The organism is Streptomyces sp. YIM S03343 (assembly GCF_054729195.1).
The window spans coordinates 7,533,870-7,547,023 of sequence record NZ_JBPUKX010000001.1 but is presented as its reverse complement, the minus strand read 5'-3'; the positions used below and the strand labels follow the sequence as shown (position 1 = coordinate 7,547,023).

The 13,154-nt window shown below is 71.2% G+C and carries 12 protein-coding genes; 4 read left to right on the top strand and 8 right to left on the bottom strand.

Annotated elements, in window-relative coordinates; translation table 11 throughout:
* Positions 1-87: 87 nt before the first annotated feature.
* On the bottom strand, positions 88-585 hold the full coding sequence (locus tag ACSYGN_RS33325; protein ID WP_460402275.1) for a GNAT family N-acetyltransferase: 498 nt from the start codon (positions 583-585) through the stop codon (positions 88-90).
* 205 nt (positions 586-790) lie between these two features.
* Complete coding sequence (locus tag ACSYGN_RS33320) at positions 791-2,008, bottom strand: glycerophosphodiester phosphodiesterase (RefSeq protein ID WP_460402273.1); 1,218 nt, start codon at positions 2,006-2,008, stop codon at positions 791-793.
* A 373-nt stretch (positions 2,009-2,381) separates the two neighbouring features.
* Between ACSYGN_RS33320 and ACSYGN_RS33315 the strand changes: the two genes are divergently transcribed.
* Entirely contained in the window at positions 2,382-3,059 is a 678-nt protein-coding gene (locus tag ACSYGN_RS33315; protein WP_460403891.1) for a lysophospholipid acyltransferase family protein, read from the top strand.
* Between the two features lie 138 nt (positions 3,060-3,197).
* Here ACSYGN_RS33315 and ACSYGN_RS33310 read toward each other — a convergent pair whose 3' ends face one another.
* From ACSYGN_RS33310 to argH, 4 genes are all read right to left on the bottom strand, one after another.
* Positions 3,198-4,748 (bottom strand): MFS transporter, encoded by a 1,551-nt coding sequence (locus ACSYGN_RS33310; RefSeq protein ID WP_460402271.1) that lies wholly within the window; start codon positions 4,746-4,748, stop codon positions 3,198-3,200.
* 37 nt (positions 4,749-4,785) lie between these two features.
* Complete coding sequence (locus ACSYGN_RS33305) at positions 4,786-5,340, bottom strand: TetR/AcrR family transcriptional regulator (protein WP_460402269.1); 555 nt, start codon at positions 5,338-5,340, stop codon at positions 4,786-4,788.
* A 107-nt stretch (positions 5,341-5,447) separates the two neighbouring features.
* Complete coding sequence (locus tag ACSYGN_RS33300) at positions 5,448-6,419, bottom strand: aldo/keto reductase (protein WP_460402267.1); 972 nt, start codon at positions 6,417-6,419, stop codon at positions 5,448-5,450.
* A gap of 133 nt (positions 6,420-6,552) precedes the next feature.
* Positions 6,553-7,983 carry an argininosuccinate lyase gene (gene argH, locus ACSYGN_RS33295; protein ID WP_460402265.1) on the bottom strand — a complete coding sequence of 477 codons (1,431 nt, stop codon included), beginning with the start codon at positions 7,981-7,983 and terminating at the stop codon, positions 6,553-6,555.
* Positions 7,984-8,237: 254 nt separating this feature from the next.
* Here argH and ACSYGN_RS33290 point away from each other — a divergent pair, with 254 nt between their 5' ends.
* The 3 genes from ACSYGN_RS33290 to ACSYGN_RS33280 all read left to right on the top strand — a co-directional run bounded on the left by ACSYGN_RS33290 (position 8,238) and on the right by ACSYGN_RS33280 (position 10,579).
* Positions 8,238-9,119: a hypothetical protein gene (locus ACSYGN_RS33290; protein ID WP_460402263.1), complete on the top strand. Its 882-nt coding sequence runs from the start codon at positions 8,238-8,240 to the stop codon at positions 9,117-9,119.
* Between the two features lie 125 nt (positions 9,120-9,244).
* Positions 9,245-9,832 carry a pyridoxamine 5'-phosphate oxidase family protein gene (locus ACSYGN_RS33285; RefSeq protein WP_460402261.1) on the top strand — a complete coding sequence of 196 codons (588 nt, stop codon included), beginning with the start codon at positions 9,245-9,247 and terminating at the stop codon, positions 9,830-9,832.
* A 3-nt stretch (positions 9,833-9,835) separates the two neighbouring features.
* Positions 9,836-10,579 (top strand): L,D-transpeptidase family protein, encoded by a 744-nt coding sequence (locus tag ACSYGN_RS33280; RefSeq protein ID WP_460402259.1) that lies wholly within the window; start codon positions 9,836-9,838, stop codon positions 10,577-10,579.
* Positions 10,580-10,736: 157 nt separating this feature from the next.
* On the opposite strand, the gene ACSYGN_RS33275 is transcribed toward ACSYGN_RS33280, so the two are convergent.
* Together ACSYGN_RS33275 and ACSYGN_RS33270 are read right to left on the bottom strand one after the other, a co-directional pair.
* The gene (locus ACSYGN_RS33275; protein ID WP_460402257.1) at positions 10,737-12,233 is read right to left on the bottom strand and encodes a sensor histidine kinase; all 1,497 of its coding nucleotides are present in this window, start codon (positions 12,231-12,233) and stop codon (positions 10,737-10,739) included.
* Positions 12,234-12,271: 38 nt separating this feature from the next.
* Complete coding sequence (locus tag ACSYGN_RS33270; protein WP_460402255.1) at positions 12,272-13,012, bottom strand: response regulator transcription factor; 741 nt, start codon at positions 13,010-13,012, stop codon at positions 12,272-12,274.
* Positions 13,013-13,154: the final 142 nt, after the last annotated feature.

Here is a 13,154-nt window from a genome sequence, read left to right as displayed (position 1 = left end):
GCAGACGTGCGTGCCAGACCCCGCGTCTGCGGCCTGATCCAAACGACAGGCCCTGGGCGCCGTAGCGGCGGGGTCGAGCGACGGGGGTCAGGCGGTGGCGGCGTACGTCTCGGCCGGTTTCTCCAGGACGATCATCGGTACGCCGTCGTGGCCCTTGGCGGTGCCCACGCGCTCGTAGCCGACGCTGCGGTACAGCCGCAGATTGCCCTCGCTGCGGTGACCGGCCTCCAGCCGGAACCGCTTCGCGCCGTGATCCGCCGCCAGCGCCACCTCGGCCGCGTGCAGCAGGCGGGCGCCCATGCCGTGGCCCTGGAGTCGGGGGTGGACACAGAGTTTGTTGATGACGGCGGCGCCGTCCTCCGTCACCGAGCCGTGCACCGAGCCGACCACTTCGTCGCCGAGCCGCGCCACGATGACGCAGTCTTCCGCGAGCTCGTGACGGACGGAGTCGAGGCTCTGCACGAGGGGGTACATGTGGTAGTTGCCGTACAGTGCCGCCTCGCTCTGGAAGCACAGGTACTGGAGCCTGAAGATCTGCTCCGCGTCTCGCTCGGTCGCCCCCGAGATGGTCACGCTCATGCCCATGCGCGCACGCCTCCCGTTCACCTGATCAGCTTGTTCAAACACTCCTATCCCCGGGGTGGAGGCCCGGCAACCGCCGCCGACAGCGGACCTGTCGGGCCTCACGGACATCTCACACATTCCACCCGTGAACATGCGTGTGACATAGCCGACGGGTGTGCCATCTCGCGCGGGACGAGGAGTTGTGCTGTGTACGGGAGCGAACGGCTCAGCCGCCGAGGAAGTCCGCGCGGGCAAGCACTCCGGTGTCCGCGTTGTCGGTGAAGACGCCGTCGATCCCGGTCGCGAAGTACGCCCTGAACGCGCCGAACGGGTCGCCGTACGCGTCCGCGGCCGTGCCCCGGCGGAACTCCGCGGGCAGGAAGGGGTTCTCGTTGCGCATGGTGTACGGGTGCAGCACCAGGCCCACCTTGTGGGCGTCGGCGACCAGCGTGGTGGGCGCGGCCAGGGTGCCGTCGGCGTTCTTCGGGATGACCAGGTCCAGGGTCGGGCCGATGCCCTGCGCGTAACCGGCGATCTCCCTGAGGCCCTTGGGCGTGATCAGGTCGGCGACGGTGCGCGCGTCGCCCGCCTCCACGAAGTCCCAGGGGCGGCTGCTCGCGGCGGACAGCAGGACCACGAGGGGGTTGCCGACAAGGGTGTCGAGACGCTGGATGCTGCTCGGTTCGAAGGACTGGAGGATCACCGGCGAGTTCCACCTGTCCTTGCCGTACTTGTGCAGCAGCTTGGCGACCCGCTCCTCGAGCCCCAGGCCAAGCTTGCGGAAGTACGTGGGGTGCTTGGTCTCGGGGTAGATCCACACCTGCCTGCCGCGCCTGCGGGTCTGCTCGTCCTGCCAGCGCAGCACCTCCTCGAAGGTGGGGATCTCCCAGCGGCCGCTGTACAGGGTGTTGTGCGGCCGGTTGGCCGGGATGCGCTCGACGGCGCGCAGCGTCTTCAGTTCGGCGAGCGTGAAGTCCTCGGTGAACCAGCCGGTCGCGGGAACGCCGTCCAGGACCTTGGTGGTCTTCCGGGCGGCGAACTCGGGGTGGTCGGCGACGTCCGTGGTGCCGCCGATCTCCGGCTCGTGACGGCAGACCAGATGGCCGTCCTTGGTCGGGACGAGATCACCGGCCTCGACGACGTCGGCGCCCAGGTCGAGGGCCAGGTTGTACGAGCCGAAGGTGTGCTCGGGGCGGTAGCCGCTGGCGCCGCGGTGACCGATGATCGTCGGCACGGGGAGGCTCTTGAGACCGCGGCCGTGACCCGCCGGCTTGGCCTCGCCGGCTCTCGCGGTGCCGGCGAGCCCGAGGACCGCGCCGCCCGCGCCGAGCACCGCGGCGCCGAGCAGGGAACGGCGGCCGGTGCCGTTCACCGGTCCGTACGGCTCGTTCGCGTCACCCGGATCGTGCTCGGCGTGCGTGTTGTCCGGCTGCTGCGTGTCCATGCGTGCTCTCCTGCCGTCCGCCGGGCGTCTGGGGCCGGCGCCCCCGTCCTGCGGGGCGCCGTCGGTGCGGGGCGATCGTAGGGGGGTGGGCATGACGGGCGGGAGAGCACGGGCCCAACTCGGGGAGTACAGCGGAGGACAGCGGGTGCGTGGGGCGGATGCGGGGGTGCGGGGCGCGACATGTGTCACATCGTCACCGGTGGGTCACGGTGCGGTTTCGGTGCGTCATCGCAGCAAGACGAGTGTCAACAGTCCGTAAGACCTCGGTGAACCCCGTGCAGCCGATGTGCGCAAGGACTGAAGCCGCAGTATCGTCCTCACCTGCACAGACTCATACGATTCGCCTCGGCTTCATAGGACACCGGAGGGCATGTTGTCCCGCTTCAGGCTCATCAAGGCAGTGCTCGGACCGATCATGCGCCTGATGTTCCGCCCTCAGGTGGAGGGTGTGGAGCACATCCCCGCCGAAGGACCCGTCATCCTGGCCGGCAACCACCTCACCTTCATCGACTCGATGATCCTTCCGCTGGTCTGTGACCGTCAGGTGTTCTTCATCGGCAAGGACGAGTACGTCACCGGCAAGGGCGTCAAGGGCCGGCTGATGGCCTGGTTCTTCACCGGCGTCGGCATGATCCCCGTCGACCGCGACGGCGGCAAGGGCGGGGTCGCCGCGCTGATGACCGGGCGGCGGGTGCTGGAGGAGGGCAAGGTCTTCGGGATCTACCCCGAGGGCACTCGGTCGCCCGACGGGCGCCTGTACCGGGGGCGCACGGGTATCGCTCGGCTGACGATGATGACGGGGGCGCCTGTCGTGCCTTTCGCCATGATCGGCACGGACAAGATCCAGCCGGGGGGTTCCGGTATGCCTCGGTTCAGCCGGGTGCGGGTGCGGGTGCGGTTCGGGGAGGCGATGGAGTTCTCGCGGTACGAGGGGATGGATCGGGATCGGTATGTGCTGCGGGCCGTCACGGACTCGGTGATGACTGAGGTCATGCGGTTGTCTGGGCAGGAGTATGTGGATGTCTATGCCACCAAGGCGAAAGCGGCGTGAGCCTGTTTCGCGGGTTCTGCCGGGTGCGGTGATCTTTCGAGTGCGGGTGCGTCGTGGTTGCTCGCGCCACGCGGCGGAGCCGCATATCGATACAGCCCCGCGCCCCTGAGGTTGGGATGCTTGCCCGGAGCTTTCCCGTTACCGGAGGCCTTCAGGGGTCTCCGGTTCCTCCAGGTCCTCCAGGTGCTGGTTCTTGAGCAAGCGCCAGGCTGTTGCTGCTGTTACCAGGAGTACTGCTGCTCCTGCTGCTGAGGCCAGGGTCAGGCCCTCTGTGAAGGACTGGCGGGCCGCGGTGAGGAGTTGGGCTGCCGTGTCGGCGGGGAGGGACCGGGCTGCCTGCGTTGCCGCGCCCAGGGACTCGCGGGCCGCCGGCGGTGCGGTCGGTGGGGCCGGGAAGGTGCGGTAGACGCTGGTCACGATCGTGCCGAGCAGGGCGATGCCCAGGGCGGCGCCGAGTTCGTAGGCCGTCTCGGAGACCGCCGATGCCGCGCCCGCCTGTTCCTTGGGCACGCTGGACAGGATGACGTCCGAGGTCACCGTGAAGGAGAAGCCCGCGCCGATGCCGACGACCAGGAGCGCGGCGCCCAGCACCGGGTAGCCGGTGGAGCGGTCGATCGTCGCCAGGGCGGCCAGGGCGAGGCCGACCGCCGCGAGGCCGCCGGACACCACGGCCCGTACCGAGAAGCGCCGTGCCGCACGCCCCGCGACCAGGCCCGCCGCCACCGCACCCGCCGCCGCGGGCAGTTCGGCCAGCCCCGCCTCGAACGGGGGCCTGTCCTGGACGAGTTGCAGATACTGCGACAGGAAAAACACCAGCCCCGACATACCGAGCACGGTCAGCAGGTCGGCCAGCACGGCGGCGCTGAAACCGCGGTTCCTGAACAGCCGTATGTCCAGCAGCGGTGCGGGAAGCGTGAGTTGGCGGCGTACGAAGCCGTAGAGCGCCGCCGCGCCCAGGGTGCCGACGGCCGCGGTGGGCCAGGTGACGCCGTGTGCCGCGGCCTCCTTGACCGCGTAGACCACGCCGATCACCCCGACCAGCGACAGTACGACGCTGATCATGTCCCACGGGCCGGGGCGCGGGTCGCGGGACTCGGGCAGGGTGCGGATGCCGACCAGGACCAGGACCACCATCACGGGCAGGTTGATCAGGAAGACCGAGCCCCACCAGAAGTGTTCGAGCAGGAAGCCTCCCGCGATGGGGCCGATCGCGGTGCCCGCGGATGCCGTGGCGCCCCAGATGCCGATCGCGAGGCTGCGTTCGTGCGGGTCGTGGAAGAGATTGCGGATCAGGGCGAGGGTGGCGGGCATCAGGGTCGCGCCCGCGACACCGAGCAGCGCCCGCGCCAGGATCATCGTCTCCGGGCTCGTCGCATACGCGTCGAGCACGGATATCGCGCCGAACGCCGTGGCGCCGCCGAGCAGGATCCGCTTGCGGCCGATGCGGTCGCCGAGGCTGCCCATGGAGACGAGCAGACCGGCGATGACGAAGGAGTAGACGTCGCCGATCCACAGGAGTTGGGTGCCGGAGGGCTTCAAGTCCTCGCTGATGTACGGGGTCGCGAGACCGAGGACGGTCGCGTCGACCGCCACCAGCAGCACGGCGAGGACGAGGACGGACAGCGCGAGCCAGCGGCCCGGACGCGGTGCCGTCCCTGTCGTGTCCGCCGGCCGCAGGGTGCTGGTCATGATTCCTCTCAGTTCAGTGCGTCTCGGTGGGTGCGTCTCAGTGCGCCGGACGGGTGCGCAGTGCGCCGCCCAGGAGCAGCTCGGTGATCATGCGCGTGAAGTCGTTGCGGGCCACGCGCCCCTCGGCCACGGCCCAGGCGCCGGAGGCGAGCAGGCCGTACAGGGCCTCGGTGAGCCATGCGGGGGTCAGGTCGATCCGGAAGGCGCCGTCGGCCTGGCCGCGCCGGAACAGCGCGGCGATACGGTCGTCGATCCTGGTCCAGCCCGCGTTCTGCTCCTCGCCCTCGAACAATTGGTTCTCGGTGTAGAGGAAGGCGAGGAGTCCGGCCGCCGGTTCGATCCCGGCGACCAGCCGCCGTACGGCGTCGGGGGCCGGGCCCTCGTCGAGGCGGGCCGCGTCCAGCACTCGCTCGCACTCCTCGATGCCGAGCGACTCCAGCGCCCGTACCAGGGCGTCCCGCCCGGCGAAGTGACGGTGCAGCGTGGCACGGCTGATGCCGGCCGCCTTGGCGACCTCGTCCATGGTGGAGGTCGCTTTGCGGGTCAGGAGGGCTGCGGCGGTGCGCAGCACATGGTCACGGTCGACGGCCATGAGACGACCATAACCCATATGAGACATGATTGTCTCATCCTAGGCGTCTGTGTCTCACGGCTGGTGGTGTTCGTCCAGTGCCCTGGTGCTCTACTGCTCTCCGTGCTCTAGTGCCACGGCAGCTGTCCGCGCTGGTCCCAGTACTCCCCCGGGTCCTCCTCCAGCGTGGCCAGGCGGGCGAGCTGGCCCTGGTCGAGGTCGACGGCGGCGGCGTGGAGGTTGGAGCCGAGCTGGTTGGTGGTCGCGGCGCCAGAGAGGACGACACCGGCCCAGGGGCGGCGCATGATCACGGCGAGGGCCACGGCGTCGCAGCCCATGGAGGTCTCCGACGCCACGGTCTTCAGGATCTCCGGGGCGCTGGGCTCGGCGAGGCGGCCGTTGGCCATGCCCTCCTTGACGATCACGGTGAGCCCGGCCTCATGGGCCTCGGCGAGGGCAGGCCCGGCCGAGGTCTCCAGGAGGTTGTAGGTGCACTGGACGGTGCCGAAGAGAGGGCGGCCGTCGACGGTCAGCTCCAGGGCGCTGCGGATGGTGTCGGCCTGGGCGGGGCCGCTGGTGGAGAAGCCGACGGTGACGCCCTGTTCGGCGGCCTCCGCCAGCCTGGCGTGCAGCTCCTTGTCGGTGAGGGCGGGGCTGTCGGGGGTCAGGGAGTGGATCTGGTAGAGGTCGAGGCGGGCGCCGAGCAGGGCGTCGGTCTCGGCGCGCTGGCGCTCGTAGGTGGCGAGGCTGTGGTCCTTGACCTCGTGTGTCTCGGCGTCGGCGGACCAGCCCGCGGTGTAGGTGTAGCCCCACTTGCTTCCGATGACGACGTCGTCGGCCTCGGGGCGGGTGTGCAGCCAGTCGGCGAGGAACTCCTCGGAGCGGCCGTAGGAGCGGGCGACGTCGAAGTAGCGCACGCCCTGGGCATAGGCGGCGTCGAGGAGATCGTGGGTGCGCTCGCGCAGGGCGCCGACGCTGCGGTCGGGCGGCAGGTCCCGGTCCCGGCCGAGGTTGATGTAGCCGGGACGGCCGACGGCGGCGAGACCGAGGCCGATATGGCCGGTGGCGGTCGTCACTGAGGCCAGACGGACGAGGGGCATCACGGGGCTCCGTTCGTTCTGCTCCGGTACGGCTTCGCCACCAACGTAACCCGTGCTCAGGGCCCGACGGCCAGGGGCGGTGCCGTACGGATGCCGTCACCGCCCCGGTCGGCCGCTTCTCAGGCCGTACGCGTCACTTGCGGGCGCCGGCCCAGTCGTGCTGGGCGGCCACGTCCGCCTTGATCTCGGTGAGCTGGACGGCGACCGCGCTGGGCGCCGTACCACCGCGGGCGGAGCGGGAGGCGAGGGCACCGGGGACGTTCAGGACAGAGCGCACCTCGGGGGTGAGATGGACGCTGATCTTGGCGAACTGCTCGTCGGTGAGTTCGTCGAGCTCCTTCCCCTCGGCCTCGGCGGCCTTCACGCACTCGCCCGCGACCTCGTGCGCGACACGGAACGGCACGCCCTGCTTGACCAGCCACTCGGCGATGTCGGTGGCGAGGGAGAAACCGGCCGGGGCCAGTTGCTCCATGCGCTCGCGGTGCACGGTGAGCGTGGCGATCATGCCGGTGAAGGCGGGGAGCAGGACCTCCAGCTGGTCGCAGGAGTCGAAGACCGGCTCCTTGTCCTCCTGGAGGTCGCGGTTGTAGGCGAGCGGCAGGGCCTTCAGCGTGGCCATCAGACCGGTCAGATTGCCGATGAGGCGGCCGGACTTGCCGCGCGCCAGCTCGGCGATGTCCGGGTTCTTCTTCTGCGGCATGATCGACGAGCCGGTGGAGAACGCGTCGTGCAGGGTCACGAAGGAGAACTCCTTCGTGTTCCAGATGATGATCTCCTCGGCGATCCGTGAGAGGTCGACGCCGATCATCGCCGTGATGAAGGCGAACTCGGCGACGAAGTCGCGCGAGGCCGTGCCGTCGATGGAGTTGCCGACGCTGCCGCGCTCGAAGCCGAGGTCCGCGGCGACCGCCTCTGGGTCCAGGCCCAGGGAGGAACCGGCCAGGGCGCCGGAGCCGTACGGGGAGACCGCGGTCCGCTCGTCCCACTGGCGCAGCCGCTCGGCGTCCCGGGACAGGGCCTGGGCGTGGGCCAGCACATGGTGGGCGAAGAGCACCGGCTGGGCGTGCTGGAGGTGGGTGCGGCCCGGCATGGCGACGTCCGGGTGGGCCTCGGCGAGGCCGATCAGCGCGTCTTGGAGCTCGGCGATCAGACCGCCGACGATCCGGGCGTGGTCGCGCAGATACATCCGGAAGAGGGTGGCGATCTGGTCGTTGCGGGAACGGCCCGCGCGCAGCTTGCCGCCGAGGTCGGGGCCGAGGAGTTCCAGGACGCCGCGTTCGAGGGCGGTGTGCACGTCCTCGTCGGCGATGGTGCCGGTGAACGCGCCGGAGGCGACGTCGGCCTCCAGCCGGTCGAGCCCGCCGAGCATCCGGGTCAGCTCGTCCTCGGTGAGCAGTCCCGCCTTGTGCAGCACCCGGGCGTGGGCGCGCGAGCCGGCGATGTCGTAGGGCGCGAGACGCCAGTCGAAGTGGACGGACGCGGACAGCTTGGCCAGGGCCTCGGCGGGACCGTCGGCGAAACGGCCGCCCCAGAGCCGTACGTCACCACCGCTGTTGCTGCTCACCTGTGCCGCTCCTCACCCTGTCCGCACCTGTCCGGTGCCGCACTGCACTAAACCGGGATTGACCTGCATGAGTATGCAGAGGTCTGCATGATTCGTCAATTCGAGAGGCCCGTCGGGTGTCACCGGGCCGCCGTCTCGTCGTGCACACAACCAATCTGAAACGTCCTTGAACAACTGCAACCGCTTTCCCGTACTCCCCACCGAACCACGGCGCCGGTTCTGTCGATCACCCCTGACCCTAGTGAGGCTTCCGCATGTCCAGGGCACTTCCGAAGTACAACAAGCGTCGCGTCGTGATGATCGGCGGCGCCGCCGCCGTGGTGCTCTCCGGCGCGGTGATCGCCGGTTCCGCCCTCGCCGGGGAGTCGTCCAAGACCGGTGCCGCCGCCCGGAACGCCCGCACCCTGGCGGACCCCGGCACGATCACCTGCCCCGATGTGGCGTCGAAGCTGCCCGCGATCCCGGCCTCCGCGCAGGCCGAGGTCACCCGCAACCTCACCCTGCTCAACACCCAGATCCAGGAAGCCAACACCCGCCTGAAGAACACCGTCGGCCAAGGCGGACCCAACTTCGTCAACAACGCCATCCTCGGCCCCCTCAAGGACAAGCGGATCTCCACCATCGACCGCATCGCCATCTCCATCGGCCGCACCTCCACCAAGCCCACCGGCCTGGACTCCCTGGCCGCCTGCACGCTCAACTCCGGCGGCACCGCTGCCGGCAGCGGCAGCACGGGCACCAGCACGGCCACAGCCACGGCGACGCCCAGCGCGACGGCCACCCAGCAGGCGGGTAGCAACACGGGCAGCAACACCGGCAGCGGCTCGACCGCGGCGAGCGCCGTCGGCACCATCACCTGCCCCGACGTGGCGTCGAAGCTGCCCGCGATCCCGGCCTCCGCGCAGGCCGAGGTCACCCGCAACCTCACCCTGCTCAACACCCAGATCCAGGAAGCCAACACCCGCCTCAAGAACACCGTGGGCCAAGGCGGACCCAACTTCGTCAACAACGCCATCCTCGGCCCCCTCAAGGACAAGCGGATCTCCACCATCGACCGCATCGCCATCTCCATCGGCCGCACCTCCACCAAGCCCACCGGCCTGGACTCCCTGGCCGCCTGCACGCTCACCAAGTGACGTGACAGGCAGCCGCGGCCGCCCCGCTCGAGCGCCGGCCGGGGCGGCCGCGGTGGATGCCGTAGCCAGCGCTCGCCGCAAAAGCTCTTAGACAGCCGAACGAAAGCCGCCGATAATCCGGTGACATGGGAAAGACCTACGAACGCATCGAGGGCAGACTCCGTACGTTCATCGAGTCGCAGCCCCTCTTCTTCACCGCGACCGCCCCGCTGTCCGGCGACGGCACCGTCAACCTCTCCCCCAAGGGCCTGCGCGGCTCCTTCACCGTGCTGGACGAACACACCGTGGCCTACCTGGATTTCGCCGGGTCGAACGCCGAGACGATCGCCCATCTGCGGGAGAACGGGCGGATCACCCTGATGTGGTGCGCCTTCGAGGGCCCGCCGAACATCGTGCGCGTCCACGGCCGGGGCGAGCCGGTCTTCCGCGACGACCCGCGCTTCCCGGAGCTCCTCAGCCGCTTCCCCGGCATCGACCCCGCCCAGCACGGCCTGCGGGCCGTCATCGTCGTCATGGCCGAACTCGTCCGGGACACCTGCGGGTACGCGGTGCCCTTCATGACGTACGACGAGGACCGCGACCTGCACGGCAAGCGGTTCGCGCGCGAGGACGACGCCTCGCTCAGCGAGTACTTCACCAAGAAGGAGCACGTGGCGACGAGCCTGGACGGACTACCCGGGCTGCCGTTGCCGCTGCCTCCGTCTAGCTTCTGAAGCATGCAACCCGGTGCCCCACGTCCCGCTGCCCTTGCCGCCCTTGCCTCCCTGTCCCTGCTCACGCTCGCCGCGGCGCCCGCGGGCGGGTCACCGGGCGCACCGCGGGGCGGGCCGCCGCTTCCGCTGCCCGCCCTGCTCGCGGACACCGGCGGCGGCAGCCAGCTGATCACCGCCGAGGCGTCCGGGACGCGCGCCAGGACCGGCACCGTCACCTGGTGGGACCTGCGCGACGGCCGCTGGACGCGGGCCGGCTCCGCCGCGGCGCGGTTCGGGGCGAACGGCCTCGTCGAGGGCGACTCGCGCGCCCAGGGCACGAACACCACACCGACCGGGCTGTACGGCCTTCCGTTCGCCTTCGGCATCGAGGCGCCGCCGCCCGGCACCGCCCACCTCTACCGGCGGGTCCACCAGAACTCCTGGTGGTGCCAGGACAACGGCTCCCGCTCCTACAACCGCTGGAGGGAGCCCCGCCCCTCCGACTGCCGGGCCTCCGAGGCGGAGCACCTCGTCACCTATCCGGCGCAGTACGCGCACGCGCTGGTCATCGGCTTCAACTACGACCACCCGGTGCGCGGCCGGGGCGCGGGGATCTTCCTGCACGTCAACGGGCGCGGGGCGACGGCCGGTTGTGTGTCGGTGCCGAAGACGGCGATGCGCCGCATCCTGGCGTGGGCCGACCCGGCACGCGCCCCGCACATCGCCATCGGCACGAGGGGCGGGGCGACGGCGATCCTCCGGTACTGAGTGCTCCGCGGGAAGTGCCGCGATGGGCTGTCGGCCGTCGATCGTCTGCGGGTCCGTTGTGGCTGGTCGCGCAGTTCCCCGCGCCCCTGGGGAGTTGCCGAACCGCAGTCGACTTCGCCGGGGCCGCTCAGCGCCTACGAGGCGCCCACCAGCACCCCTAGGAGCTTGGCCCCGTGTCGGCCACCGGCAGCCGTACCGTGAACGTCGTCGAGCCCGGCTTGCTCTCCAGGCCCACGCTGCCGCCGTGGGCCTCCGTCACCGCCGCCACGATCGACAGGCCGAGGCCCGCGCCGCCGCCGGACGCCTCCGTGCGGCGGCGGTCGGCACGGGTGAAGCGCTCGAACACGCCGGGCTGCACGTCCTCCGGGACGCCGGGCCCGTCGTCGTGCACGGTGAGGGCGACGGTCCTGCCCTCGATCTCCAGAGCCGCCGTCACCGTGGTCCCGGCGGGCGTGTGCAGCCGGGCGTTGGCCAGCAGGTTGGCCAGCACCTGCTGGAGGCGGTGCGCGTCGCCGGTGACGGTCACCGGCTCCTCGGCCAGCTCCAGCGCCCAGCGGTGCCCGGGGCCCGCGGCGCGCGCGTCGGTCACCGCGTCCAGGACGAGCCGGGTGAGGTCGACGGGGAGGCGTTCCAGGGGGCGCCCGGCGTCGAGTCGGGCCAGCAGCAGCATCTCGTCGACCATCTCACCCATCCGGGCGGACTCGGCGGCGATGCGCTCCAGGGCCCGGTTCACCTTGGGCGGCACCTGGCCGGGGTGCAGCAGGGCGAGTTCGGCGTGGCCGCGCACCGAGGCGACAGGGGTGCGCAGCTCGTGGCTGGCGTCGGCGGCGAAGCGGCGCAGCCGTTCCTCGGAGGCGTGCCGTTTGGTCAGCGCGTCCTCGACATGCCCGAGCATCCGGTTGAAGGCGCCCGCCACCTGCCCCACCTCGGTGCGGGGGTCGGCCCCGGGGGCGCGGGAGGGCAGCGCGACCTCGCCGCTGGCCAGCGGAAGTTCGCTGACCCGGGTGGCGGTCGCCGCGACCCGCTGGAGCGGGCGCAGGGACAGCCGTACCCACAGGGCGCCCGCGACGCCGGTGATGGCGAGGGCGGCGCCGAAGACGATCGCGGCGACCAGCAGCAGGCGGTGCACGGCGGCCTCGACCGGTTCGAGGGGCAGACCGGTGATCAGGACGTCGCCGTCGCGGCCCTGGGTGGCCATGACTCGGTAGGAGTCCAGGCTGGAGAGTTCCACGCTGTGGCCCCGGCCGTCGGCGGGGACGGCGACGAGCTGTCTGCGGTCCCGCTCGGTGAGGGGCACGTTGCGCAGATACGCCGAGTCGCGTCCGGAGGGCACGACGGCCGCGTGGGTGACGGTGTCGCCGACCACCCGGGCGCCGAAGGTGCCCGTGCCCTGGCGGCGGGTGTCGCCGTGCTCGTCGCCGTCGTGGTCGTTGCGCGGCTGCTTGTGCTCCAGGCTGGCCGGGAGCCGGGTACCGACCTCGGTCAGCTGCTGGTCGAGCCGGCTGGTGAGGAACCCGCCGAGTTCCAGCACCGCGGCCCCGCCGACCGCGGCGCAGCTGATGGCGAGCAGCACGACGAGCCCGGCGATCAGTCTGGCCCGCAGGGTGCGCGGCCGGGGCAGCTTCGACGCCCCGCTCGCGACGGCCCCGGGCACCTTCCGTATGCGGCGTCCGACGGCCCGTGCCGCCGCCTTCACCGGCTCACCGGCTTGAGCACGTATCCCGCTCCGCGCACCGTGTGGATCATGGGTTCGCGGCCCGCGTCCACCTTCTTGCGCAGATAGGAGATGTACAGCTCCACGACATGGGCCTGGCCGCCGAAGTCGTAGGACCACACCCGGTCGAGGATCTGCGCCTTGCTGAGCACGCGCCGCGGGTTGCGCATCAGGAAGCGCAGGAGTTCGAACTCGGTGGGCGACAGCTCGATCAGCTCGCTGCCGCGGGTGACCTCGCGGGCCTCCTCGTCCATGACGAGGTCGCCCACGACCATCCGCGGGCCCTCCTCCTGCTGCCGTGCCATGCCGGCGCGGCGCAGCAGCCCGCGCAGCCGGGCGACGACCTCCTCCAGGCTGAAGGGTTTGGTGACGTAGTCGTCGCCGCCCGCGGTGATGCCGGCGATGCGGTCCTCCACGGCGTCGCGGGCCGTGAGGAAGAGCACGCACACATCGGGCTTCACGGAGTGCAGGGTGCGCAGCACGGCGAAGCCGTCGGTGTCGGGGAGCATCACGTCGAGGACGACGGCGTCGGGGAGCAGCTCGCGCGCCTCGGCGAGGGCGGCGGCGCCGTCGCCCGCCGTGCGGACCTCCCAGCCCTCGTAGCGCAGGGCGCCGGAGAGGACCTCGGCGAGGTCGGGGTCGTCGTCGACGACGAGGACGCGCAGGGCGGAGCCGTCGGGGCGGGTGAGGGCGGGTCTTCCGGAGCGGGTGGTGTTCATGGCCCTACCAGGATGCTCCCTCGCGCGCCGACGAAGCGTCTCGGAACGCTCTGAGTTCCCTCTGAGTCCTCTGGGGCCGGTCCGTCCGCGGGGGCCGGTCCGTCCGCGGGTGCGAGTCCGGCATGGGCGCCGGATCGGCGCG

What these genes read in the sequence shown, in the direction of transcription:
- ACSYGN_RS33325 (WP_460402275.1), bottom strand. Translation starts at nt 585, where the DNA reads ATGGGCATGAGCGTGACCATCTCGGGGGCGACCGAGCGAGACGCGGAG.
- ACSYGN_RS33320 (WP_460402273.1), bottom strand. Translation starts at nt 2,008, where the DNA reads ATGGACACGCAGCAGCCGGACAACACGCACGCCGAGCACGATCCGGGT.
- ACSYGN_RS33310 (WP_460402271.1), bottom strand. Translation starts at nt 4,748, where the DNA reads ATGACCAGCACCCTGCGGCCGGCGGACACGACAGGGACGGCACCGCGT.
- ACSYGN_RS33305 (WP_460402269.1), bottom strand. Translation starts at nt 5,340, where the DNA reads ATGGCCGTCGACCGTGACCATGTGCTGCGCACCGCCGCAGCCCTCCTG.
- ACSYGN_RS33300 (WP_460402267.1), bottom strand. Translation starts at nt 6,419, where the DNA reads ATGCCCCTCGTCCGTCTGGCCTCAGTGACGACCGCCACCGGCCATATC.
- ACSYGN_RS33290 (WP_460402263.1), top strand. Translation starts at nt 8,238, where the DNA reads ATGTCCAGGGCACTTCCGAAGTACAACAAGCGTCGCGTCGTGATGATC.
- ACSYGN_RS33285 (WP_460402261.1), top strand. Translation starts at nt 9,245, where the DNA reads ATGGGAAAGACCTACGAACGCATCGAGGGCAGACTCCGTACGTTCATC.
- ACSYGN_RS33280 (WP_460402259.1), top strand. Translation starts at nt 9,836, where the DNA reads ATGCAACCCGGTGCCCCACGTCCCGCTGCCCTTGCCGCCCTTGCCTCC.
- ACSYGN_RS33270 (WP_460402255.1), bottom strand. Translation starts at nt 13,012, where the DNA reads ATGAACACCACCCGCTCCGGAAGACCCGCCCTCACCCGCCCCGACGGC.